Below are 20,772 nucleotides of genomic sequence, written 5' to 3'. Positions count from 1 at the left end.
TTCACTTCGGAAATTGTGAGCGCGGCGGCCCAATCACGTAAGGATTTCGCGCTCCATCCGGACTGTGGCCGTAGGGCCACAGCGCCGCATGATTCGTATCCGGCGGGAGCTTCGCGTTCATCCTAACCCTTTTCCCGAGCGTTGCTGACGCGGCTGCCGGATTTCGGCGACCGCACACATATGCCTGAAAACAACAGGAGGAGAGGATAATGACCCAATTCCAGCAATTTGCTCGGTCGGGAACAGCCGTCATCGCCGTCGCGGCAGCTCTGGCAAGCGCCGCCCCCGGCAACGCACAGCAATCGGAACCGCTTCCGCAGGACAGCACGGCCGAAACATCGGGGGAAACCATTGTCGTCACCGGTTCGCGCATCCGCCGCGACCCGCTGGATCAGGAAGCCCCGATCGCGTTCATCGGTCAGGAGGATATCGCGAAGACCGGTCTCAATTCGGTCAACGACGTGCTTCAGCGGCTGCCCAGTTCGGGCGGCGGTCTCAACAGCAAGTTCAACAACAGCGGCAACCTCGGCAACCCGCCCGACGGCGGCGGCGTCGGCGCGGGCGCGGCCGAAATCGACCTGCGCTACCTCGGCTCGCGCCGCGTCCTCGTGCTCGTCGATGGCATCCGCTATGTGAACGGGGCTTCGGCAAGCGGCGTCCCCGGATCGACCGACCTCAACTCGATCCCCGAAAGCGCGATCGAGCGCATCGAGGTGCTGCAGGACGGTGCCTCGGCGATTTACGGTTCGGACGCGATCGCGGGCGTCGTCAACATCATCACCAAGAAAAGCCAGGTGGGGCTGCGTGCCAGCGCGCAGGTCGGCGGTTATGGCCAGGGCGACGGCTTTACCAAGAGCGCGCAGGTGAGCTGGGGCAACGGCCGCGGCCCGACGCAGATCGTCGTCGGCGCCAACTATGTCCAGCAGGACGGCGTCCTCGCGGGCAGCCGCGCAATCTCGCGTTTCCCGGCGCCCTATTCGAACACCTGCCTCGATGGCGGCTGTTCGGGCTTCGTGCCGCTCGGACGCTTTATCGTGTTCGGGACGCCCGATGCGCAAGGCCAGATAGTAAGAAATGATTTGACCCTGCGCGGCCCGGTAATCGGCCGCAACCCCGTGTATAACGCGGGCAATCCAACCGATCCGGCAAGCGATTTCAAGGCCTTTGGCAACGCCGACCGCTTCAATTTCGGCCCGTTCAACTATCTCCAGATCCCGGTCGAACGCTATGGCGCCTTCGTCAACGCCCGCCAGGAAATCTCCGACAGCATCAATTTCTCGGTTCGCGGGATATGGAATCAGCGTAAATCGAAGAACCAGGCCGCGCCGCTGCCCTTTGGTTTCGGCCCCGCCGCGGGGCTGACGCCGGTGCTCGACGCGATCACCGTCGATGCGACCAACCCCTTCAATCCGTTCGGGGTAACGCTCGACGCGAGCAACACCGATCTGGTCTATCGCCGCTTCGTCGAGGGCGGCCCGCGCCGCTTCAACCAGACCGTGACCACCCTCTATGGCGTTGCGACGCTCGACGGCAGCTTCGACATCGGGGGCGGGCGCAAATGGTATTGGGACGTCAACGCCGCCTATGGCCGCAACAAGGCCAAGCAGACGATGTTCGGCAACATCAATTCGGATCGCCTGCGCCGCGCGCTCGGCCCGGTCGCCGCCTGCACCGGCGAATGCGTGCCGTTCAACATCTTCGGCGGGGTCGGTTCGATCACCCAACCGATGATGGACTATGTCATGTTCACCCAGCGCGACCGCAGCCGCCAGTCGACCTTCAGCGCCTCGGCCAACATCACAGGCAGCCTTTTCGACCTGCCGGGCGGGCCGCTCGGTATCGCCATCGGGGCCGAATATCGAAAGCTCAAGGGCAGCTTCGATCCTGACCCGATTGTCGCCGCGGGCTTCAGTTCGGACATCCCGGCGCTGCCGACGCGCGGCAGCTATGACGTCAAGGAAGCCTATGTCGAACTCAGCGCTCCGGTGCTGTCCGACACCCCCTTCTTCGACCTGCTCGAATTCACCGGCGCGGTGCGCTGGTCGGACTATTCGACCTCGGGCTCGACGACGACGCTGAAGGGTGGGGTCAACTGGAAACCGATCCAGGACCTGCGCCTCCGCGCCTCCTATGCCGAAGGCTTCCGCGCGCCGTCGATCGGCGAATTGTTCGGCACCCAGTCGCGCTTCGACCAGCAGATCAACGATCCCTGCTCGACCTCGACGACCACGGGCCAGAACTGGAACAATAACACAACCGTTCGGACCAATTGCATTGCCCAGGGGGTTCCGGCGGCGGGCTATGCGCAGGCCAATCCACAGATTTCGGTGCTCGTCGGCGGCAATCAGGATCTGGCCGCCGAAAGTTCGAAGAGCTGGATTTTCGGCGGCGTTTACAGCCCCGGTTTCATCCCCGGCCTGTCGATCGAGGCCAATTATTACGACATCAAGATCAAGGGGGCGATCCAGGCGGTGAATGCCGAGATCACGCTGGCGCAGTGTGCCGGACAGAATGATGCCGACGCCTGCGCGCTTGTCACCCGCGCGGGCGGCGGACAGCTGACCTTCGTCGAAGGGCTGCTCCAGAATATCGCCGGCATCCGTACCAAGGGGATCGACGCCAACCTGACCTACCGGACACAGAAAACGTCCGCCGGGCGGTTCGGCTTCACCTGGAACAACACCTTCCTCACCCAATATGACGTGATCGTGCCGACCGCCGACGGCTCGCTGGTCGTCAGCCGCGAGGGGACCGAACAGGGCAGTCCCAGCCAGGCCTTCCCCAAATGGAAGTCGGTCGGGATCCTCGACTGGGACGGCGCATCGATCGGCGCGACGCTGACCGGCCGCTATGTTTCGGCGATCCGCGAACCTCTGGCCAACGACAACAAGTTGAAGGCGCGCTTCTACACCGACTTCCAGCTGCGCTGGTTCCCGGCGGAGGACCCCGAGGCCTTCGGCTTCGCGCTCGGCGTGAACAATCTGTTCAACGTCAAGGCGCCGGGGTGCATCAGCTGCGACATCAACAATTTCGATCCGACCGCCTATGACTTGCCCGGACGCTATTATTACGTCCGCGCCAGCTTCAAGATGTAGGCATTCGCGCTTGGAGGGTGATCGATCTCGCGCGAGAGCGATCACCCCTTCGCATTGGGATCCAACATCCTCTACCTGACGGGCGGAACGAAAGAGGCGGAAGCGCTGCTGACGGCGATCGAATTCGGGCAAGCCGAAAAATGGTGCACCCGACAGGATTCGAACCTGTGGCCCCCAGATTAGGAATCTGATGCTCTATCCTGCTGAGCTACGGGTGCTTGGTAGAAACGCTAGCATTTCCGGGGTTCTCGCTAAGGGTGGTCGGGGTAGCCGTCAAGGGCCGGTAGGAACAAAGGGTAAAAACCCGGCACAATGCGGCACACTGGCGGCACATTGTGCGGCACAGTGCTGTCAGGCGCGGCCCTTGCCTTCGCGCCGCTCCAGCTCGCGCTCGACGGCCTCGCGGATGAAGTCCGACCGCTTTTCCTTGTCCCCAAGCTGCGCGTCGATTCGCGCCAGCGTTCCGAGGCGAAACCGCCCCGGTGTTTGTTCATCGTTGATCTTCGGCCTGCCCACGGGCGCGGGCGTATCCGATATCACTTTTTCTGCCAAGCTTGTCATTTTGTTGATATCACCTATTGACGCGTACCTGATATCATGTATGATAGGTGATATCAGGTACGGAGACAAGAAAAATGACCATCAAGATCGAAATCGGTGATATCGTGAACGTCCCGCTCGCTGGCGCGATCACCTCAGGCGGTGCGCTTTGCTGCGCTGGCTTCCACGGTGAAGTTATTGAGGCGACCGAAAAGGCTATCAAGCTTTCCGGCACGACCGAGAGCGGTAAAGAAATCTCGGCATGGTTCCCGCGCAAGGCTTTCGTGAAGCCGACTGATCGCGGCATATTCGGCAATCAGCGCATGATGACCGCGACGCTGGCACGCTGGTTCCGCCCCGATGGCTGGACTGCCCGCTTCGTCTCCCTGACCACCGAAAACAGCACGCTGGTGGCGGCATGAGCCGCCCCCTCATCATCATCGCTGGCGCCGAAGGCGATGAGCTTGACCGCCTCGTCAGGATCATTCGCGACGCACTCGACCGCGATCTTGATCCGGAGGCACCGACACCGCGCCTCACCAGCACGACGGGCGATCCAGATGGAATCGTCCTGCCATCGGGTTGGCACACCACCTATTGAAACCGGAGAGCCCGCATGACGCATCCCACCGAATATCGTGGCTGGAACGTCCACTACGACAACCCGCCGATACCGCTCCGCTCGATGGACTGGTCGGCTACCTCGCCTGACTATGACGTCGATTGCGACAGCGAAAGCTGCTGGGTCTGCGCCGGTCAGCAGGTCCACGCCGCTACCTATGACGAACTGGTCAACGAGATTGACGCGGCCATCGAGGAAGGCGCCCCCACCCCGACCAAGGACTCCCGCGAATGACTGACGCTCAGACCCTCTACAACGTCCTCGACCGGCTGGTTCACGCCAGCATCATCTCGCGCGAGGACGTGCCGGATAATCGATATTCGCCGCTCGGTCAGGCTCTCTACGTCCTGCACCGCCTCGACTTCCACACGACCGAGGATTGCGTCTGCGCAAAGCAGTTCGCGATCCCGCCCGCTTGATCGCAAGGACTCCTCTCATGGCCAATGACAAGCCCCTCTCGCCCGCCTGCATGAAGTGCGAGGCTGTCACCGGAAAGACGACGTGCTTCCCGGGCCCATGCGTGTTTTACCGCGAGCGCGATATCCCCGGCACCAAGGCGAACAACATCGCGGCATTGGATCGCATCCGTCGCGGATCGCGCGCACCTGTCCACGCGGCAACCGACCTCAGGGCGAAGGACTCACGGCATGGCTACTGATTTAGATATGCGGAAGATTGTCGTTAATCGCTGCCACGGCGGTTTCGGACTGAGCCATGCGGGCGTGCTGGCATACGCGCGCCATAAGGGTATTACGCTCTACCCCGAACATGACGGAAAGCCTTATGGCTTCTGGACCTATTGGCTGGTCCCGACTGACAAGCGCCCGCCAGATCAGGACAACTGGCACGAGATGACGCTGGAGGAGCGACAGGCATCGAATGCCGCTTGGGATGCAGCCAGCCTCACGCCGAGCGATATTGCCCGCGACGATCCCGCACTCGTCGCGGCCGTAGAAGAACTCGGCGTCGAAGCGAACGGAGACTTTGCCAAGCTCGACGTAACGCCGATCCCAGCCGACGTGTCGTGGCATATCGAGGAATACGATGGCCGCGAGTGGATCGCCGAAAGCCACCGGACATGGTGAGCCCTCCCGTGCCTGACCGTATGACCTCATTACCCCAACCTTTTCAGGGCGTTGGCTCTGACGAGCCCCGCGCTGCGACCGCTTCGCGGCTCAGCCCCTGCGGGTCTTCGGCCAAGCTCGCATCGACTAACGCGGTCACAATCGGCAATGCCACGCTTTATCTTGGCGACTGCCGCGAAATTCTGCCCACGCTTCCCGAAGCCACCGCCGGCATCACTTTCACGTCGCCGCCCTACAACCTTGGGGAAGGCATGGAGCACAAGGGCGGGATGCGCCGCGCTCCCGGTCGCAAATGGGCGCGACTGTCTGATGGCTACGAAGGCGACGGCGACAACCTGCCTTACCCTGAATATTGCAGCCAGCAGCGCGAGGTTCTGACCGAACTGTGGCGCGTGACCAGCGGCGCGATATTCTACAATCACAAGCCCCGGATCGTGAAGGGCGTCGCGCGGCTTCCGTTTTTCGTCGAACTCCCGCTGCGCCAGATCATCACATGGGATCGCGGCTCCGGCTTTAACTGCAACGCCGGCGCGTTCGCCCCGAACTGCGAATGGGTTCTGATGTACGCAAAGCCCAACTGGCGGCTGCGCGACCTCAAGGCGAGCATGGCGGGCGATGTGTGGCGTATCGCCGCCCAGCCCGACCCTGACCACCCCGCGAGCTTCCCTGTCGCGCTGCCGATGCGCGCTATCGAAGCTGTCGCTGATCGCGTCATTCTCGACCCCTACATGGGCTCCGGCACGACCGGGGTTGCCGCGCTCAAGCTGGGCCGCTCGTTCATCGGTATCGAACGCAACCCCGCCTTCTTCGACCTCGCCTGCCGCCGAATCGAGGAGACACACCGACAGGGTGATTTGTTTGCAGGAGCAGCAGCATGACCGCAAAAGCGATGGAAGCCCGTCAGGGCCGAGACGGCGAAGCTGGCTCGGTCGAAGACGACAGCGCGGTCGGCAACGCCGATTTGCCCGAGGAACGGCGCTCATGACCAAGGATAGCTCTGTACGGTCGTCCCTTCGCGCTCACATGGGGACTGGGGGATGAAGGCCCTCGTCGGTTGCGAATATTCGGCCGCCGTTCGCGATGCCTTGCGTGCCCGCGGACTAGACGCCTGGTCTTGCGACCTTCTGCCAACAGAGGGCGACCCGCGCTGGCACCTGCAAATGTGCGTCCGCGAGGCTATCCGGTCGCGACCGTGGGATTTGATTATCCTGCACTTGGAATGCACCAAGGTAGCCGTCAGCGGCAACCGGCACTACGGGAAAGGCAAGGCCCGTCACCAAGAGCGCATAGATGCGATTGAGTGGTCTGTGGAGACAGTGCGGCAAGCCCTGATGAGCGCGCGCTGTGTCGCCGTGGAAAATCCAGCAAGCGTCCTCTTTCCGGTTCTACGAGATCGCCTGAACGCTACGGTGCAATATGTGCAGCCGTGGCAGCATGGCCACCCTGAAATGAAGAAGACCGGATTTGCTACATGGGATTTGCCGGCGCTCGTCGAGACCGAAAACGTCTTTGATGAAATGATGACACTACCGAGGCGCGAGCGCGAGCGGATACATTTCATGTCTCCGGGTCCGGATCGATGGAAAGAGCGGTCGCGCACTTACCGTGGCCTGGCGGAGGCGATCGCCGAACAGTGGGGCGGCCACATTCTCGAGACGCATAACCAGTTCGGACCCGATCAACTCGACCTCTTCGCCGCCTAACAGGAGAACACCAATGGAAGCCAATGAAGCGATGAAGGGGATGGCGCGAAGATGCGCTGCAAAATACTGGCAGACCGGCGATCCCGGCGACGAGGCAGCGGCCCGCTCGATCCTGTCTGGTGAATGGGACGATCAGGCATACACGCAAGCCGCCCTTGCAGCCATCATCGAGACGCAGGCTCGGGATGCCGCGCTGGCGGACGCCGTTGCGATCAAGCGCGGCCATGCGAACGCCGATGTTCTCGACCTCGCCACCGCCATCCGCGCCGGTGAACACTATGCCCTTGCAGGAGATCGTCATGGGTGACGGAAGCAATATCTTGTCGACGCAACCGCTGCCGACCTTTCAGCGCGTTGGTCCCGCGCCTGCCGCCGACGAACTCACCGCCCTCAGAGAAAAGGTGGCGGGGTTGAAAGGCGCGCTTCAAAATATCGCGGATGGCTGGCCCTTCCCTGTTGCCGAAGCTCGACGCGCCCTCCTCGACCTACAAGGAGGAGAAGATGCGCATTGACGACGCTCGCGCACATCTGGATTCAGCCATACGGGCCTTGGGTATCGAGGTTCATCGGATGGCCATCGATGGGAAACCTATAGGCGACCATCTTGCGTCGGTCGAAATTGAACTGGATCGCATGGATCGCGCTCTTGGTGGCGGCACCCTGCTGAAGAACATCGGAGAGACCGTGCAGGAGGCCTTCGTCGAAATTCTTGCGGCGCGTGATGCGCTCAAAGGCCCGGAGAGCGATAATGCTGGGATATGAATGCGACCAATGCGGTGAACTGATCACCCAATCAAAGCCCGGTGAGCGACGCGACTGCCCTTATTGCCGTGCGCCGGCGATCGATACCTATCCGCCGCGCAAGGAAACGAAGGGCCGCGATAATGGATAAGCAGGATGAATTGGCAGCGGTGATCGAACAGGCGTTGCGCGATTGCGTGGACGGTCCTCGCATGGGGCTCAGCCAGTCGGGACGCGTCGCCGCAGCCGTCCGCTCCTTTATGGGGTCGCCGGAGGTTGTGGAGCGGGTAGGGAGTGGGGTTCGTGCATATCTCGCAGACCACACTGGCTTTAGCACCCCCGAGGGTGACGACATCGTGGCCGCCTATTACGGCGGAAACTGGATCATGCTGAACACGGCACAAATAGCCCGCGCCGCCCTGTCTGCCGGTATTGGTGAGCCAGAAGGTGCGCTAAGGAACCCTGATGCTTGAAGCCGTGAACACTCGCCTCAATTGGTTCTTGCTCGGCATCGTAGTCGGCGCGGGTTTGACGAGCCTGCTGTCGTGAACCGCTTTGTCCGCCATGGTCAGAGGATTGCGATTGCGGGCGGGCTGCAACTGGTCGCGCTGGGGCTGTGGTGGCTGATCTATGGATGAAGGGCTTGGCAGGGTGATGAGATGACGGCGAGCGACCGAGACACCCCAATCCGAACTCGCCGCCACTATGCCCGGCGATCAACTCGGGCAGCCTTGCAAGCAAGGTCTTGAGGCGCAAACGGAGCGATAGGCACTGCCCACGACGCACACGCCGTCGCGCTCAATTCTTATGGCAGAAAACCGCGACCGGATCAACGAATCATTGCGAACAAAAGGTGATTCTGTCTACCGTCCCCATATGGGCGACTTACTCGACAACGGAATGACGCTAGGAGACTATCTCCGCACCACGATTCCGGTGGAGGCGCGCTGCAACAAGTGCGCGTTTCAGCGCCCGGTCGATATAGCGGCGCTGGCTGAAAAGGTCGGCAAGGCATATCAGCTTTGGGACCGTCGCTCGCGATGCAAGCAGCCCGGGTGCGAGGGATGGGTGAGGTTTTTTTCCGCGCGGGGCGGCGTTTTCTTGCCGCTATGGAGCGACAGGGCTGTGGAGAGGTGGATGGCTATGGAAGCGCGTCAGCCCAAGACTTGACGCCCGCCACCTTCGACGCGCAATCGCCATATGCCGCCCGCATGGCAAGCAGGTACGCCAGAACGATCCGGTCGCGCTCGATCCCCGGTGCGGGCAATTCAGGGGCTCCCGGTTCCGCCTGACAGGTCAGCAACCTAGCGGGGGGCTTTGTCGCTACCGCCAGCACCTTCTTTTCGCAGGCTCCCAAAGGCATCGCGCAAAGGATCATCAGACCCGCGAGCAGCATCTTCGGCACGTTCGTTCCCGGCATCAACCGTTCCTTTCGTTTCGGTGGCCACGTCCATAGCTTCCGCATCTGCAATGGCGTCGGCGTCTTCCAGTATCTCGGCAGCGGCTTCCCATTTGGCGCGTTCGGCGTCCCTGCCGCTGTCATAGGCCCACGAGTAGGCCAGCCAGAGCGCGAGAGCGGCGAGTGCAAGTGCTACGCCGCGAACAATCCATGCGGCAGCTTTCGGGCCTAGGGCCGTCCTGGTGGACAGGAAGGTGGCTATAATGGCGATCATGGGTGTGTCTCCGTTACAGATACGGGGTCGTCGGCTTTCCCGCTGGGGGCGTCGTCTTTGACCTTCCCGCCCGACGATGAGCCGAGCCAGAAGCCGAACGCGAGCAGTGCGACGTTCTGCCAGGTTCCGACGATGGCGCCCTTGGTTACGTCGTCATTGGTGTACCAGAGGACGTAAGCGCTGATCGCGGAGAAGCCGATGATCGCGGCAGCGGACACCATCACGACAACGCCGAGATGCGGGATGCGGGATGCGGTCATTTCAGTCCTCCCACTTGCCGGCGAGGAGCGCGGCCTGAAACTTCTCGGCATAGCCAGCGATCAGCTTATCCCGGTCGGTGCCGTTGATGATCTTGCGCGCTTGGCGGAACTGCTCGAACGTTCCGACCTCGCCGGAGAGACAATGGCGGAGAGATTTGCCCGTGAATGCCCCCGTTTCCATTCCGAGAATTAGAATCCGGGACGCAATATTCGGCTCAAGTGCGCGATCAAAGTTCCGCAGGAGCGAGCCGTTAAGGCCAAGGGCAGCGTCGGCCCATTCAAAATTCGTGTCATGCGTTAGCTGAACTAGGCCACGACCGTAGGGCACCTGACCGTATTTGCCGGGTTTGCCGTAATAGCGCCCCCTGCCCTTTCCGATCTCGGGGATGGGTTTAAGCCGTGCCTCATGCCATGCGGTCGCCAGTCCGTATGCAAGCCAAGCCACCGACCAATGCGAGGCGCCGGCCAGCAACCCGTTGATGGTGTCGACCTGCACCTGCTCCAGTCTGCCCGTGATGGCCTTCACCGCGGCAAAGAACATCTCCGGCTTCAATAGCTCCCGCTTGCCGTCGAGTGTCCGCAGAGGGCCCACAGGAAGCGGCACAGCGGGTGGCATCGGCGGAGCGGGCCGCATGACGTGCTGCGCCGCCAGTCGGGCCGTGTCGAGCATCTGGGCGAGGTTCATTTGAACAACCCTCCTTTGATTGCGGCGATCGATCCCAGTATGGACACCACGGCCGTGACGATTATTCCGAACGGCTTGGAATTGACGATAGCCGCGCCAAAGCCGAGCGCGCCGTCTCGGCGGTCGCGGTCAGCTTCAAGAGCATCAATGCGCTTCTCCAGCTTGGCCACCGTTGCCGGGAGGTCGCCCCATGCGAATACACGCTCGGCAATGCCGTCCACCTTCGTGGCGGTGTTGTTGCTGGAATGCACCAGCTCGCGAAGCTGGCCACGAATTTCACCGACAGCGAGCGTCAGCGCCCCGATGTCCGAAGGATCGCCCATCACGCCACCCGCACCTTCACGGCGGACCCGGTACGGTAGAGTTGCGACACAGCCACGCCAGCAGCAGCAGCAGCCGCATCATCCGCCGCGTCGGTCAATGCAAAAAATCCGGATTTCCATCGAAGGCCGGAGGCGCCGAGTGACGTTAAATTGTCCTCAAGCGGGGCGAAGAAGCTGCCGTCATTCTCAAAAATGAGCTTGTGCAGAACGCCGCCCGCGTCCTTCACTCCAAGTAGCAGGCCCAGAGCGTTTGCGACCGGCTCATGTTGGACATACCCGGAGCCCGCAAAGAGCTTCCATTGGTCAGGGTTGGAGATGCCGCCCAAATGGATTTGGCTGTCGGCATAGAGCCTGTCTGCAAGAATGTTGGCAGCGTGGACCAACTGTGCGCCCGAGAGGAGAAGTCGCTCGGAGGCGTTTAGTTCGCCTGCGATCTCACCGACGATGACGACACGATTGCTGTTCCAGTCATAGGAAGGGCCGGCGCCGTTGTAGCAGTTGACGACGAACGTATCTTCCCCAATTTCAAGAAAGATGTCTCGGATTCCGGTCGCCAGAGTGTCGCCATTGCGCTGAACATTGTACAAGCTGTTTGCAGCGCTGTCGTAACCAGTACCATCGGCGGCATGGATCAAGTGATTGACATAATCGCCCTGCGCGTCCCAGAAGCCCAGACTGTCGAGCGTCCAGCCCTTGGCGCTGTCAAATACCAGCCCGCCGCCGGGGCATATCTGGAAATTGACCCCAACGAACTTGTTATTGGTCAGCCATGTAGCCGCTTGCGTGTTGGAGATGCGGAAGAATTGTTCGATCGCTGCATTATAGCAGCGCTGCGGCGATATGACGTTCTCGTTAAACCGCGGCCCGTGACAGATTACATCGAAGCCGTGAACCGTGGACGACATATCCGCAGGGAGAACCCAATCACCGCCCTCAAAACGGTTAGCGTACAATCCCGCATCGCTTGGGCCCCCATCGGGGAAGCGTGCATACCAGCAAGCTTTGTCGTCGTTCTCCTGATTTACATCGACCGAATAGGTTGAGGCGATGGAGCCGTATTCGCCGAACTCAACGACGTGACCAGCGCCAGCTGCCGCAACCAGCTTCCCGCCACCGATGATACCGCCACCGCGATAATAATCCTCGTTGCCGACGCGAACGACCGGTTCATTCGACCCCGTCTGCGTGATGACCGTGCGCGAGCCCAGAACGAGGCGTGGACTGCGGTCGTATGAGCCCTCCAGTGGGATCGCCAGTGTGATGGCGTAATCCCGGTCTGAGGCCACCACATCGCCGCCGTCAAGCGAGCGAGCATAAGCGATGGCTCGCTGGAATGCCTGTGTATCGTCGCTGTCTCCATCTTGGCGATAGTCATCGACCATGACAGGAAGGCTGTTGATGAGCTGATCCAGCGTCCGTGGGGCCGCGCCAGTCCCGAGGGCTGAATAGCCCACCATGCCCCCACCGGTGGGGGCGGCGAGAACGGCTGTCGTCGGACGCGCATCAATGTCGTCCTGAACCGTGCCTGTCGGGGTGCCGACGAGCGTTGCACCGGTTTCCGCTGACAGGTCCACCACGACCGATGCGGCATTCACCATCGGTACACCCGTTTCCACGGACACGAACACGTCATTCGCGTCATAGAACCGCATGTCATAGGTGCCGTTGGCGACGAACCAGCGAAACATGCCGTTTTCATCGCTTAGTGCGGCATTCGCCACGCCAGAGATCGTTGAGATCGGCGTGCCACTCTCATCCGCAAAAATGTCCACCTGATTGCCGTCGCTGTCATAAAGACGCGCGAAATATCCCGGCAAGGCGTCGCCGCTGCGATTGATGAAGGCGTTCAGATATTGATACATTTATGCCCCGCTGTTGTTCGAGAGGGTGATGTCGACCGAGCCAAGGGCGGTTGTGCCGAGGCTGTCGGTCGCCGTGCAGCGATAGGTTGCGGACCGGCTGTCACCGGGGCCGATGCTGGCCCGGAATGCGGTGCTGGCGTTGTTGGGATTGGTCACCGTGAGCGTATCGCCTGACAGGTGCGTCCAGGCGTATGTGAAGGGGCCAGTCCCTCCGACGGGAGTTGCCGTCGCCGTTGAACTGGTGATCGATATGAGGCCGGGAGAACTCCCATTGTAGGCGCCCGTGACGCTGGGGGTGACCGATAGCGACATGGGCGGCGCGAAGGACTGGACCAGCTTCCATGCGCTGCCGTCATATGCCTCGATGCGGGTGACGCGCTTCTGCACGCCGCCTTTCGTGACCTCCATTTTCACAACGTCTTTTTCGACGGTGCCCACGACCACCTTAAGCGGCATGGTAGGCGACCAGTGAGCCAGCAGGCGGCGACGTCGGCGCCGCCGAGCCATCGACCAGCGTGTAAATCCGCGGTCCCGTGTGGCTGGCGTCGTTCGCGTAGTAATGGCCGCCGAAGCCCGAGCGAATGATGTTCCCCGTCACCGTGCCGCCGGTCAGCAGCAGCGGGTTGCCGATCGCTACGACCTGATTGGACAGCTCTTTGCCGTCCGCCATGATCTGGCGCATCTGGTTGTTGTAGCTCGCCAGTGCCGTGCTGTTTTCGGCAAGCGAAAGCCCCGCCAGCGTGAGGTTCGCGCTGGGCGTGAGACTGTAGGCGGAAAAACTCATGGTTTCCCGTTCCTTCTATTTTGGTGGTTTTGCTGACTCGACTCCCGGGGGAATCGACTTAAGTTGCCCTCGGGAATTGGGAGGGAACGATGGCCTACAATCTATTTATTGCTTACGACCTGAATTCGCCGGGGCAGAATTACGATGCTGTGCGCGACGCGATCAAAGACCTCGGGCAATGGCACCAGTTCCAGTTCTCATTGTTCTACGTGAACACCCAGCTTAGCCCCGCCGAAGCCTTCGCCGTCGTGAACGCCACGATGGACATCAACGACAAGCTGGCCGTCATCAACGCGGAAGGCGGGGTGGTCAGCACTTGGGATCACCCGCCCATCGACGCGATAAACGCCATCTGGACCCAAGGTTAGATCAAAGCGCCCCGAACTGCTCTGTAGCGGGTCAATTGCAGGCATGGCTTTTACGCTCCTGTTATGTTAGCGATTGGGGATGGATCGAGTGATGTACGTCGCGGTGGCGAGCGGTTGTTCTGCTCTATTGGCCTCTATGCTGAGAGACTGGATGGCCCGCCGGAAACGCCGTTATTTATTGCGAAGACTGCGGCAGCATCGAAGCGCCCGTCGCCGCGCCGAAAAGGCCCGCTTTGCGGCGTTGCTTCAGGATTTTGTCCCCAATAGCTCGTGCGGTAGGTCCGCGCCCGGTCAGTGCCTTTTGCGCGACTTTCGCCCCGGTCTTACTCGATAGCGCCATTGCCAGTGCGGTTAGCGGCAGTGACACCATCGGACTGGCGCCAGCTATTGTAGCCGCAGCCCCGCCCGTTGCCATAGAGGCAGGAAGAGCGAGTGTTTGCATGGCCGCCATGCGATCCGCAGTACCGCTGTTCGGAACGGTCGGGGGCAGAACCTTGTTGGCATCCTCGACAATCTGACGAAACGGCGCCTGAGTCCCGGCGCTCGCGTATTTGCTGGACGAAATGGCGTCGGTCATTTGCGACGGGGTGTAGACTTCCATTTCACCCGAGCGGCTGCCCGTGCGAGCACGCTTGACCGCATCCGCGATCAATTTGAAGTCACGGTAGGCCGTATTCGCTTTGTCCAGATTCTGCGTGATTTCCGGCGAAGCGTTACGCGAAATATTGCCCTTGAGTGCGTCCTGCACAGAGGACAGGGCCTCTCGGTAATCCTGCTCAAAACCCGCCTTGGGGGTTTCCGCCTTGTACCCCTTCAGGCCGCGCATCACTTGACTGAAATTGTCGCCAGTCAAGTTGCCGCCTGCAATCGCAGGGTTCACCCGGTTTTGCATCGCGAGATTGAACCGCGTGGCCAGATCGTCGGGAAGCGCGGCGCCGCGAGCCAACGCCGCCTGCAATTCAGCGTTGAACTGCGCGTCAAGCGGCACGTCCACGCCCGCAACCGAATTATCGATAGCGTTGCCCGCCGCCGCCAAGCCGTCCTCTGCGCCGCCGTAGCCGATGCGCGAGGGGGTGAAGCCGATGGGCGCCCCCGCCTCTTTGGCGATCTCGCGGTTGACCTGCTCGAATCCTTCAGTGAGGCGGGCGGTGTTGTTCGCACCAACGAAAGGAAGGCTATCAAGGGCCGTCAAGAACTTGCCACCCATGCCCTTGTTGCCGACAAGCGCGGAAAGGTTCATCTGGACGCCGCGATCAGCAAGCCGGTTCACGGCGGGATCTGTGACCCCGCGGACGGCTCGACCGGCGCCACCAATGAGGCCGCTACCAATCTTGTTGCCTGCTCCGCCGACTGCGCCGCCGACGAGCGCGCCCACAGGGCCGTTCTCGAATCCGCCGCGAGCCGCGCTGAAGGCGATGTCATTGCCAACATAGCCGCCCTTGGTGAGCGCCTGCCCTGCCATCGCGAGGGGCTTGATAGCCGAGCGTCCGGCGACATTGGCAATCCCGCCAGTACCGAGAACGCCCGCAACGCCGCCAGCAATGTCACCGCCCATGGAAGTCATCGGTCGCGACTGGCGCGCAGCGTCCATAACTGCCGCCCCTTGGTCTCCTGCCATGTAAGCGGGAAAGCCAGCCGTGGCTGCGTTCGCAGCATTCATGGCGAAGTTGCCGAGATCAGTATCGGCAGCGCGGCCCAGCATGGTCGTTTCTTGCTGAGCGGGGAGCATCGAGAAGTTTTCCCAGCCGCTACCCAGCGATTTAATGGGGGGGCGAGGGTCGGCGCGGTGGCGCTGCACAATGTTAGCAATGGTCGCGGCCATATCCGGCCCGACACTGGCCCCGAACTGCCCGTATTGCTGATTAAGGAACGCCGTGACCTCGCTAGGCTCTGCCCCCTTGCCGATCATATCGGCGACCCGATCAGGAAGCCCCCCTAGCGCCTGCTCGAAGCGCAACCCACCCTCAGACGTGACGCCCATCGGCCCCATGCCGGGATCAGCCTGCGCGCCCTCCGCTTGCGGAAGAACCGTAGGGCCGCCCTGCTGAACAGGCGTGATGTTGCCGTTGGCGTCCGGGGTGCCGCCGAGCATCATAATCGCCTTTTGCTCGGTTTCGTCGGCCAAGTCGCGGATAGCCTGGATCTTAGATTGTGCGTTGGTGTCGCGATCCCACGTAGACGGCGTGTACGGGCTGTAAAGCTGATCGGACTCGCCAAGTGTGTTGCCCTCGCCGCCAGTGAAGCCCTGCGAACGCTTCAGGTCGCCACGATTGCGCAAGGACATGCTGTTAAACACGTCCTTGTCCTGCGACGGGAAATAATCAGCAATGCCCATCGGGCCGCTCGTCTGGCCGATGGTCTTTTCGAACTGTGCCTGCATTTCTTCAGCGGATTTACGCAGCTTCGTTGCTGACTGATATGCAGCCACCGCGTCCGAGAATTCTTTCGCGGTCAATGCGGGGCGGCCACCACCGCCAGCGCCCTTCGGGGGCGTGACGCCGGGGATCCATTCGGCACCCGACATGTCGGCTTTCCAGCGCATCCCGGCTGGCAGTTTGCCGTATTTAGCCTCCATCAACGCCGCACGCTTAGCCTCGTTGTCGAGCTGAGTGCCCACTAGGCCAGCCGCAGCCTTTGGCTCCTCATACCGCTTTGCCGGGTCGGTGGGGCGCACCTGCATCCGCGACGGCTGCTGCTGGTTCACGTTGCCGACGGGGCGGTCGCCTACAGGGTTGCCCTGCGCGTCAACGTTCCAGATGAAGCCGTCTTCGTCTACTGCTTGCTGCATTATTTCACCCTCGCCATAAGGCCGCTTACGTATTTCTTGGTTTCGGCAGGCATGGCATCGAGCCAGCGCGGTCCGTATCTCTGGATGGCCTTGTCAACCGCGCCGGGACCGGCGTTGTAGGCCGCCCACATCTTCGCCAGATCACCGCCGTAGCGCCGCTGCATCACAGCCCGGTATTGCTGCCCCAGCCGGTTCATGTCGCCCGGGTCGTTGGGATTGGCGGCGCGAAGGCCGAACCCCGGATCGCGTGCCGTGGCAGGCATCACCTGCATCGCGAAACGCGCGCCCTTCGGAGAAGTCACCGCCCTGCCGTCGCTGTAATAGTCCCGATTTCCGCTCTCTGCGCCTGCCGTGAGCGCGTTCAAATCACGCCCGTTAAAAGTTACCAGACGGGATTGCCGTCTGACCTCCATTGTACGGGGTGAGTTTGCCTTTCGGACGCTGCGGCATCGCCTGAGGCGCCATTGCCGGACGGATCGTGCCGTCCTCGTTGACCATGTTCGGAATTTCGACGTACTCGATATATTCCTCGCCATTCGGCCCGTAGGTCTTTTGGGGGATGCGCTTGGCGTTCGGGTCACGAAAGATTAGCTTCTTCTCACCCGTAGACGGATTGATCGACCAGCGATTGCCCGCGTTGTCGTCGAAATAGTCAGGGTCCGGATTGGCGCGCTTGTACTCTAGCAGCGAACGCTGGTCAGCCAGCGTATCGCCACGGCGACGCTGATATTGCTGCTCGGCGTAGGCTTGAGCGTCACGGCGCAAGCGCTGCTGCTGCATCATCGGAACATAGCTAGCCTGCCCGCCGCCAGCGATCGACAGGCTATCACCCAGCACGCCGATCAGCTTGCCCCAGTCGAAGCCCTTCTTCATGGGCTGCTCGGTAGCGGTCATGGCTGGCTGCTGCTGCGGGACGCGGGCCGATGCGCCGAACAGGCCGCGACGCTGCATCAATCCGGGTGCGAGAGCCATCTAGCCGCCTCCTGCATATGCTTGGGCCGCGTTACCGGCCATCTGCGCGAGAAGGCCGGCGAGCGAGCCCTTCTGGGTGGTCTTGGTGTTCTGGTACTGCCCAAGGAGGCCGCCGACTCCCGACCCTGCGCCGATTGCGGCACGGATGGGGGCCTGCATCGCGTCATAGGCTTGAAATGCTGGGTCAAGGATGCCGTTCTCGGCAGCGATGAGGCCGGGAACCTGCGACACGGCCTGCCCCATGCGGTCGCGCTCGGCGCCGTAGTCGGCGTACCGGAGGCCAAGGGCCTTGTCCGCCACCGCGCGTCCAACGATGTCGCTATGCGCGCTGCCGCCCGTGAGACCGCGCGTGCCCAAACTTGCGGACACTTGGTTGCGCGTTTCGTTGCCGGCCTTGTCAACCATCTGGTCAAGGTAGGGATTGCCAGCGCCCAGATACTTGCCGCCCAGCACGTCGGTATTGTAGCCGCGAGCGGCGGTGATGTTGGGGTCCCCAGCTTGGTATTTTGAAGTCACGCTGTCCAAGATGCCGCCGAACTTATCCGCGCCAGCCTGCAGGCCCGGCTGCGCCTGATTATAGGCGTTCGTGATATTGCCAGCGGCCCCCTCAATCTGGGCGCCATACACAGGCTTATTGGTGGATTTCGATTTACTTTTCATGTCAACGGCAACTCCAAATCATCGCCCACGCGCGTCCAGTGCGGCAAAATCCTTTGCCAGCCCTTCCGCCCTTCAATTTTCAGTTTGTTGCAGCCCACCGCCTTGGCGAATGCGCTGATTTCAGCTTCTGCCGTGCCGCACCAATCGCGAACGCCCTTGCCCACGCCGACCCAGATCAAAATCGCATCATCCGCCGTGCGGGCGAGCAACAGGAAGCCGCCATCGACGGGCCAGCCGATTGCTTTGCCCGTCGAAACCTCCTCGATTATCTCCGCTGCCGTGTGGCCGCCTCGTTCCGCTGTTTCGCAAATTTGTGGCCACCAATCGGACAGCCACGGGGCCATCACCAATGATCCTGCCAGGTCGTGCCGTTGTACGTCCGCAGCTTGTGCGAGGTGCTGTCCATATAGGTCATGCCCTCTACCGGGCTTGCAGGCTCGGCAATGGGCGTGAAGGTGATTGTCTCCACTGTGTAGGCGGTCGCCCCGAGCAGCGCCTTCACCTTGTTCTCGAGCGCGTTGACCGCATCAGCGACCAGACGAGGCCAATCCGAAGTGCGACTGTATCGCGGGATCGTCATCGCAGCCCCCCCGCGCTCAGCTCATATTCGAAGGCGCGGCAATAGCCCCACTCTGTGCCAGCGGGGATCGTCATCGTTGTCTTGACGTACTTTCCCGTCGCGCGACAAGGCATGATTCCGCTCGCCCGCAAGGGGCTTGCCGTCACAAGGTTCTCCGCGTCCCCGAGCCGCTGGCGGCAGTCCAGCACGCATTCTGCCGCCGTCATGTCGCCAACCGGTCGGAACGAGCGAATGCGCGATACGGCGTCCTTACTGAATTCGACAAAGCCCATTCCGATGCGGGCCTTGAGTGGTACGCCCTCCATCGTGCCGATCTCGCCATCCTGCACCATGAACAACCGAGGCGCCCCGCCCGAGAAGCGAGGATCGTCGACGGTCAGCGCCGGATCGGCGTCGGTGTTCGTGATGCCCGCATTGTCGGTATCGACAGACGAGGTGAAGCCAGAGAACATCCCGTCACAGGAGAATGTCCCGAACGACCATTCCTGCATCGTCCAGTTGTAAATCCAAATTTTGCCCATGACACCGGGCAGCATCCACCAGACCAGCGTATTGCGCGGATCGACGGCCGAATAAATGCGATGCCATTCGTCTCGCGGAATCTGCGCCTGAAAGTCGCGGTCGACCTTTTCGTTACCGATAGGCAACGGAACCTGCCCATCCTCGCAGGCCATGAAGCCGCGATCGGACAGGAAAAACACCGACCTCCCCGCTTGAGCTACGCTTCCCTTCGATGCGCAGCCAACATTCGGGGTGATTTCATCGAAGGCGAAGGGCGCGTCCGCATCCCCGGTGCGCGACATGCGAACGAGGCGCTGGCGCTGGAGGATGACCCCAAACTCGCCCCCTGCCAGCCCCATGACCTCACCGCCGGTCAACATGGGCTGGAAACCGCTCTGATTGGTCCCCGGAGTCCATCCCGTGTGATCGTTGAACGCCGACCATTTGATGAGCAAGATGTTCCCGTCCGCCTGTCCGATCACCACCTGATCGCCAACGACGGTAATACACGTCCCAGGAGGGGCGCCAGCAAGCGCTCCGGCTGTCCCCGCATTCAGGTCTACCACTTGAGTGGCCCCGCCGTTGACCGTCACGACGTAATCGCCAAACTGCGTATAGGCCCACCGTTGAGAGACCGTCAGGCCCGTCAACAGGTCCACCCAGCCTCCAGCCGAGTAGCGAACAAGCTCTTCGGTGGTCCCCGCCAGAAGATAGCTTGTCCCGCCCGTCGAGATGAACGCAGCACCGCCGTTGAACGGGTTTGGCAGCGCATCGGAGCCGGTCAGGAAATCCCGCACGGGACGGTAGCCATCAACCGAACGGTACACGTTCTCCGCTATCGTGATGACACCGCTGTTGATGGACTGGTCCGGCAGATACGCCGGAAGGTCAATCCTCACACCACGCCAATCATTGTCGGCTTGAGAGGCGCGCCGCTGTTCCGGTAGCGCTCGCTCTCTTCGATCATCTGCCCGAGTACCGTTTCGAACATCGTCCGGTAGCGGCCGATCTTGGTCGCGTCCTCGATGAAGTCCGAAGCCTGAACGAGCGCGCCGTAGAAATAGGCGTCAGGATGCTTGTCGAGCACCCAATTCGACGGGGCCGATTCCGTCAGCGCCGGTATCTTCCGCTCGTAGACCAGCGTCCCGTTATGGGTGCTGTTCGGGATCGGGGAGAACCAAAGTTGCTGGGCGATGATGGCGTAGGCGTTCGGGCAGCCAGTGCATTGGTTGTTGGCAACCACAGAGGCAGCGGCGAGGCTCAGCGACACGCCAGAGCCGACCGTGATATGCCGAACAGCCTTGAAATCGATCGGCAGTGGCGAGGTCTGGGCGCTAACCGAAAGCGCGGTCGTCACCTCACGAGCAGCGACGGGCAGAACCCGCTCCATTTCGCGCTCAGCAAGGTAGATGAAGTCCGTCAGGTCGTCATTGTCGAACGTGCGATCCAGACGCGCGGAGATCGATTCCTTGAGGCCCGCCAGCGTCTGGAAGCGAACGCTGTCTTCGGTCGAAATAACAATCGTCATGG

At 61.7% G+C, this 20,772-nt stretch carries 30 protein-coding genes and 1 tRNA gene; 14 read left to right on the top strand and 17 right to left on the bottom strand.

The annotated features are described in order from the left end of the window. Window positions 1-209: 209 nt before the first annotated feature. Entirely contained in the window at window positions 210-3,095 is a 2,886-nt protein-coding gene (locus ACTJI5_RS09695; RefSeq protein ID WP_440860150.1) for a TonB-dependent receptor domain-containing protein, read from the top strand. A gap of 141 nt (window positions 3,096-3,236) precedes the next feature. Here ACTJI5_RS09695 and ACTJI5_RS09690 read toward each other — a convergent pair. Continuing rightward, window positions 3,237-3,313, bottom strand: a tRNA-Arg gene (locus ACTJI5_RS09690). Between the two features lie 133 nt (window positions 3,314-3,446). Beyond that, window positions 3,447-3,635, bottom strand: coding sequence for a hypothetical protein (locus ACTJI5_RS09685; protein WP_440860149.1), 189 nt, complete (start codon window positions 3,633-3,635; stop codon window positions 3,447-3,449). A gap of 95 nt (window positions 3,636-3,730) precedes the next feature. Here ACTJI5_RS09685 and ACTJI5_RS09680 point away from each other — a divergent pair, with 95 nt between their 5' ends. The 12 genes from ACTJI5_RS09680 to ACTJI5_RS09625 all read left to right on the top strand — a co-directional run bounded on the left by ACTJI5_RS09680 (window position 3,731) and on the right by ACTJI5_RS09625 (window position 8,259). Further along, window positions 3,731-4,057 carry a hypothetical protein gene (locus ACTJI5_RS09680; RefSeq protein ID WP_440860148.1) on the top strand — a complete coding sequence of 109 codons (327 nt, stop codon included), beginning with the start codon at window positions 3,731-3,733 and terminating at the stop codon, window positions 4,055-4,057. Beyond that, the gene (locus tag ACTJI5_RS09675) at window positions 4,054-4,236 is read left to right on the top strand and encodes a hypothetical protein (protein WP_440860147.1); all 183 of its coding nucleotides are present in this window, start codon (window positions 4,054-4,056) and stop codon (window positions 4,234-4,236) included. The genes ACTJI5_RS09680 and ACTJI5_RS09675 overlap by 4 nt, the downstream gene beginning before the upstream one ends. Window positions 4,237-4,251: 15 nt before the next feature. Then, window positions 4,252-4,491 carry a hypothetical protein gene (locus ACTJI5_RS09670; RefSeq protein ID WP_440860146.1) on the top strand — a complete coding sequence of 80 codons (240 nt, stop codon included), beginning with the start codon at window positions 4,252-4,254 and terminating at the stop codon, window positions 4,489-4,491. Further along, entirely contained in the window at window positions 4,488-4,676 is a 189-nt protein-coding gene (locus tag ACTJI5_RS09665; RefSeq protein ID WP_440860145.1) for a hypothetical protein, read from the top strand. The genes ACTJI5_RS09670 and ACTJI5_RS09665 overlap by 4 nt, the downstream gene beginning before the upstream one ends. A gap of 17 nt (window positions 4,677-4,693) precedes the next feature. Then, window positions 4,694-4,915: a hypothetical protein gene (locus ACTJI5_RS09660; protein WP_440860144.1), complete on the top strand. Its 222-nt coding sequence runs from the start codon at window positions 4,694-4,696 to the stop codon at window positions 4,913-4,915. Next, entirely contained in the window at window positions 4,905-5,342 is a 438-nt protein-coding gene (locus tag ACTJI5_RS09655) for a hypothetical protein (RefSeq protein ID WP_440860143.1), read from the top strand. The genes ACTJI5_RS09660 and ACTJI5_RS09655 overlap by 11 nt, the downstream gene beginning before the upstream one ends. Window positions 5,343-5,350: 8 nt before the next feature. Beyond that, window positions 5,351-6,220, top strand: a complete 870-nt coding sequence (locus ACTJI5_RS09650; protein WP_440860142.1) for a DNA-methyltransferase — start codon at window positions 5,351-5,353, stop codon at window positions 6,218-6,220. Window positions 6,221-6,379: 159 nt separating this feature from the next. Continuing rightward, window positions 6,380-7,045 (top strand): hypothetical protein, encoded by a 666-nt coding sequence (locus tag ACTJI5_RS09645; RefSeq protein WP_440860141.1) that lies wholly within the window; start codon window positions 6,380-6,382, stop codon window positions 7,043-7,045. 13 nt (window positions 7,046-7,058) lie between these two features. Then, entirely contained in the window at window positions 7,059-7,352 is a 294-nt protein-coding gene (locus ACTJI5_RS09640; protein WP_440860140.1) for a hypothetical protein, read from the top strand. Continuing rightward, window positions 7,345-7,557, top strand: coding sequence for a hypothetical protein (locus tag ACTJI5_RS09635; RefSeq protein ID WP_440860139.1), 213 nt, complete (start codon window positions 7,345-7,347; stop codon window positions 7,555-7,557). The genes ACTJI5_RS09640 and ACTJI5_RS09635 overlap by 8 nt, the downstream gene beginning before the upstream one ends. Next, window positions 7,547-7,807, top strand: a complete 261-nt coding sequence (locus ACTJI5_RS09630) for a hypothetical protein (protein ID WP_440860138.1) — start codon at window positions 7,547-7,549, stop codon at window positions 7,805-7,807. Before ACTJI5_RS09635 ends, ACTJI5_RS09630 begins: the two co-directional genes overlap by 11 nt. A gap of 122 nt (window positions 7,808-7,929) precedes the next feature. Further along, on the top strand, window positions 7,930-8,259 hold the full coding sequence (locus tag ACTJI5_RS09625; RefSeq protein WP_440860137.1) for a hypothetical protein: 330 nt from the start codon (window positions 7,930-7,932) through the stop codon (window positions 8,257-8,259). A gap of 831 nt (window positions 8,260-9,090) precedes the next feature. On the opposite strand, the gene ACTJI5_RS09620 is transcribed toward ACTJI5_RS09625, so the two are convergent. Genes ACTJI5_RS09620 through ACTJI5_RS09590 form a run of 7 tightly spaced genes read right to left on the bottom strand, consistent with a single transcriptional unit; the run spans window position 9,091 to window position 13,373 of the window. Continuing rightward, on the bottom strand, window positions 9,091-9,459 hold the full coding sequence (locus ACTJI5_RS09620) for a hypothetical protein (RefSeq protein ID WP_440860136.1): 369 nt from the start codon (window positions 9,457-9,459) through the stop codon (window positions 9,091-9,093). After that, entirely contained in the window at window positions 9,456-9,719 is a 264-nt protein-coding gene (locus tag ACTJI5_RS09615) for a hypothetical protein (RefSeq protein WP_440860135.1), read from the bottom strand. Before ACTJI5_RS09615 ends, ACTJI5_RS09620 begins: the two co-directional genes overlap by 4 nt. A gap of 1 nt (window position 9,720) precedes the next feature. Beyond that, window positions 9,721-10,404: a hypothetical protein gene (locus ACTJI5_RS09610; protein ID WP_440860134.1), complete on the bottom strand. Its 684-nt coding sequence runs from the start codon at window positions 10,402-10,404 to the stop codon at window positions 9,721-9,723. Continuing rightward, the gene (locus tag ACTJI5_RS09605; RefSeq protein WP_440860133.1) at window positions 10,401-10,730 is read right to left on the bottom strand and encodes a hypothetical protein; all 330 of its coding nucleotides are present in this window, start codon (window positions 10,728-10,730) and stop codon (window positions 10,401-10,403) included. Before ACTJI5_RS09605 ends, ACTJI5_RS09610 begins: the two co-directional genes overlap by 4 nt. After that, window positions 10,727-12,589 carry a hypothetical protein gene (locus ACTJI5_RS09600; protein ID WP_440860132.1) on the bottom strand — a complete coding sequence of 621 codons (1,863 nt, stop codon included), beginning with the start codon at window positions 12,587-12,589 and terminating at the stop codon, window positions 10,727-10,729. Before ACTJI5_RS09600 ends, ACTJI5_RS09605 begins: the two co-directional genes overlap by 4 nt. Then, on the bottom strand, window positions 12,590-12,997 hold the full coding sequence (locus tag ACTJI5_RS09595; RefSeq protein ID WP_440860131.1) for a hypothetical protein: 408 nt from the start codon (window positions 12,995-12,997) through the stop codon (window positions 12,590-12,592). It abuts the gene before it with no gap. A gap of 37 nt (window positions 12,998-13,034) precedes the next feature. Next, complete coding sequence (locus tag ACTJI5_RS09590) at window positions 13,035-13,373, bottom strand: hypothetical protein (protein ID WP_440860130.1); 339 nt, start codon at window positions 13,371-13,373, stop codon at window positions 13,035-13,037. Between the two features lie 89 nt (window positions 13,374-13,462). Between ACTJI5_RS09590 and ACTJI5_RS09585 the strand changes: the two genes are divergently transcribed. Next, window positions 13,463-13,741: a hypothetical protein gene (locus ACTJI5_RS09585; RefSeq protein ID WP_440860129.1), complete on the top strand. Its 279-nt coding sequence runs from the start codon at window positions 13,463-13,465 to the stop codon at window positions 13,739-13,741. A 175-nt stretch (window positions 13,742-13,916) separates the two neighbouring features. Here the strand turns inward: ACTJI5_RS09585 and ACTJI5_RS09580 are convergent, their stop codons facing one another. The 8 genes from ACTJI5_RS09580 to ACTJI5_RS09545 are packed head-to-tail and all read right to left on the bottom strand — an operon-like array spanning window position 13,917 to window position 20,770. Further along, window positions 13,917-16,529 (bottom strand): hypothetical protein, encoded by a 2,613-nt coding sequence (locus ACTJI5_RS09580; protein WP_440860128.1) that lies wholly within the window; start codon window positions 16,527-16,529, stop codon window positions 13,917-13,919. Further along, window positions 16,529-16,894: a lytic transglycosylase domain-containing protein gene (locus ACTJI5_RS09575; protein ID WP_440860127.1), complete on the bottom strand. Its 366-nt coding sequence runs from the start codon at window positions 16,892-16,894 to the stop codon at window positions 16,529-16,531. The genes ACTJI5_RS09580 and ACTJI5_RS09575 overlap by 1 nt, the downstream gene beginning before the upstream one ends. A 10-nt stretch (window positions 16,895-16,904) precedes the next feature. Next, window positions 16,905-17,501, bottom strand: coding sequence for a hypothetical protein (locus tag ACTJI5_RS09570; RefSeq protein WP_440860126.1), 597 nt, complete (start codon window positions 17,499-17,501; stop codon window positions 16,905-16,907). After that, on the bottom strand, window positions 17,502-18,161 hold the full coding sequence (locus ACTJI5_RS09565; protein ID WP_440860125.1) for a hypothetical protein: 660 nt from the start codon (window positions 18,159-18,161) through the stop codon (window positions 17,502-17,504). Beyond that, complete coding sequence (locus ACTJI5_RS09560; RefSeq protein WP_440860124.1) at window positions 18,158-18,505, bottom strand: hypothetical protein; 348 nt, start codon at window positions 18,503-18,505, stop codon at window positions 18,158-18,160. Before ACTJI5_RS09560 ends, ACTJI5_RS09565 begins: the two co-directional genes overlap by 4 nt. Then, entirely contained in the window at window positions 18,505-18,741 is a 237-nt protein-coding gene (locus ACTJI5_RS09555; protein WP_440860123.1) for a hypothetical protein, read from the bottom strand. Before ACTJI5_RS09555 ends, ACTJI5_RS09560 begins: the two co-directional genes overlap by 1 nt. Continuing rightward, on the bottom strand, window positions 18,738-20,141 hold the full coding sequence (locus ACTJI5_RS09550; protein ID WP_440860122.1) for a hypothetical protein: 1,404 nt from the start codon (window positions 20,139-20,141) through the stop codon (window positions 18,738-18,740). Before ACTJI5_RS09550 ends, ACTJI5_RS09555 begins: the two co-directional genes overlap by 4 nt. Further along, window positions 20,138-20,770: a phage adaptor protein gene (locus ACTJI5_RS09545; RefSeq protein ID WP_440860121.1), complete on the bottom strand. Its 633-nt coding sequence runs from the start codon at window positions 20,768-20,770 to the stop codon at window positions 20,138-20,140. The genes ACTJI5_RS09550 and ACTJI5_RS09545 overlap by 4 nt, the downstream gene beginning before the upstream one ends. Between the last annotated feature and the right edge of the window lie 2 nt (window positions 20,771-20,772).

The sequence above is a fragment of the Sphingopyxis sp. 22461 genome, from assembly GCF_052044915.1.
In the GTDB taxonomy this organism is placed as follows: domain Bacteria; phylum Pseudomonadota; class Alphaproteobacteria; order Sphingomonadales; family Sphingomonadaceae; genus Sphingopyxis.
This window is presented reverse-complemented; position numbering and strand designations above follow the sequence as displayed.

Excerpts from the sequence above, each read along its gene's own strand:
- ACTJI5_RS09695 (WP_440860150.1), top strand. The coding sequence starts at position 210 with ATGACCCAATTCCAGCAATTTGCTCGGTCGGGAACAGCCGTCATCGCC.
- ACTJI5_RS09680 (WP_440860148.1), top strand. The coding sequence starts at position 3,731 with ATGACCATCAAGATCGAAATCGGTGATATCGTGAACGTCCCGCTCGCT.
- ACTJI5_RS09675 (WP_440860147.1), top strand. The coding sequence starts at position 4,054 with ATGAGCCGCCCCCTCATCATCATCGCTGGCGCCGAAGGCGATGAGCTT.
- ACTJI5_RS09670 (WP_440860146.1), top strand. The coding sequence starts at position 4,252 with ATGACGCATCCCACCGAATATCGTGGCTGGAACGTCCACTACGACAAC.
- ACTJI5_RS09665 (WP_440860145.1), top strand. The coding sequence starts at position 4,488 with ATGACTGACGCTCAGACCCTCTACAACGTCCTCGACCGGCTGGTTCAC.
- ACTJI5_RS09660 (WP_440860144.1), top strand. The coding sequence starts at position 4,694 with ATGGCCAATGACAAGCCCCTCTCGCCCGCCTGCATGAAGTGCGAGGCT.
- ACTJI5_RS09655 (WP_440860143.1), top strand. The coding sequence starts at position 4,905 with ATGGCTACTGATTTAGATATGCGGAAGATTGTCGTTAATCGCTGCCAC.
- ACTJI5_RS09645 (WP_440860141.1), top strand. The coding sequence starts at position 6,380 with ATGAAGGCCCTCGTCGGTTGCGAATATTCGGCCGCCGTTCGCGATGCC.
- ACTJI5_RS09640 (WP_440860140.1), top strand. The coding sequence starts at position 7,059 with ATGGAAGCCAATGAAGCGATGAAGGGGATGGCGCGAAGATGCGCTGCA.
- ACTJI5_RS09635 (WP_440860139.1), top strand. The coding sequence starts at position 7,345 with ATGGGTGACGGAAGCAATATCTTGTCGACGCAACCGCTGCCGACCTTT.
- ACTJI5_RS09630 (WP_440860138.1), top strand. The coding sequence starts at position 7,547 with ATGCGCATTGACGACGCTCGCGCACATCTGGATTCAGCCATACGGGCC.
- ACTJI5_RS09625 (WP_440860137.1), top strand. The coding sequence starts at position 7,930 with ATGGATAAGCAGGATGAATTGGCAGCGGTGATCGAACAGGCGTTGCGC.
- ACTJI5_RS09620 (WP_440860136.1), bottom strand. The coding sequence starts at position 9,459 with ATGATCGCCATTATAGCCACCTTCCTGTCCACCAGGACGGCCCTAGGC.
- ACTJI5_RS09615 (WP_440860135.1), bottom strand. The coding sequence starts at position 9,719 with ATGACCGCATCCCGCATCCCGCATCTCGGCGTTGTCGTGATGGTGTCC.
- ACTJI5_RS09610 (WP_440860134.1), bottom strand. The coding sequence starts at position 10,404 with ATGAACCTCGCCCAGATGCTCGACACGGCCCGACTGGCGGCGCAGCAC.
- ACTJI5_RS09600 (WP_440860132.1), bottom strand. The coding sequence starts at position 12,589 with ATGTATCAATATCTGAACGCCTTCATCAATCGCAGCGGCGACGCCTTG.
- ACTJI5_RS09595 (WP_440860131.1), bottom strand. The coding sequence starts at position 12,997 with ATGGAGGTCACGAAAGGCGGCGTGCAGAAGCGCGTCACCCGCATCGAG.
- ACTJI5_RS09590 (WP_440860130.1), bottom strand. The coding sequence starts at position 13,373 with ATGAGTTTTTCCGCCTACAGTCTCACGCCCAGCGCGAACCTCACGCTG.
- ACTJI5_RS09585 (WP_440860129.1), top strand. The coding sequence starts at position 13,463 with ATGGCCTACAATCTATTTATTGCTTACGACCTGAATTCGCCGGGGCAG.
- ACTJI5_RS09580 (WP_440860128.1), bottom strand. The coding sequence starts at position 16,529 with ATGCAGCAAGCAGTAGACGAAGACGGCTTCATCTGGAACGTTGACGCG.
- ACTJI5_RS09570 (WP_440860126.1), bottom strand. The coding sequence starts at position 17,501 with ATGGCTCTCGCACCCGGATTGATGCAGCGTCGCGGCCTGTTCGGCGCA.
- ACTJI5_RS09565 (WP_440860125.1), bottom strand. The coding sequence starts at position 18,161 with ATGAAAAGTAAATCGAAATCCACCAATAAGCCTGTGTATGGCGCCCAG.
- ACTJI5_RS09560 (WP_440860124.1), bottom strand. The coding sequence starts at position 18,505 with ATGGCCCCGTGGCTGTCCGATTGGTGGCCACAAATTTGCGAAACAGCG.
- ACTJI5_RS09555 (WP_440860123.1), bottom strand. The coding sequence starts at position 18,741 with ATGACGATCCCGCGATACAGTCGCACTTCGGATTGGCCTCGTCTGGTC.
- ACTJI5_RS09545 (WP_440860121.1), bottom strand. The coding sequence starts at position 20,770 with ATGACGATTGTTATTTCGACCGAAGACAGCGTTCGCTTCCAGACGCTG.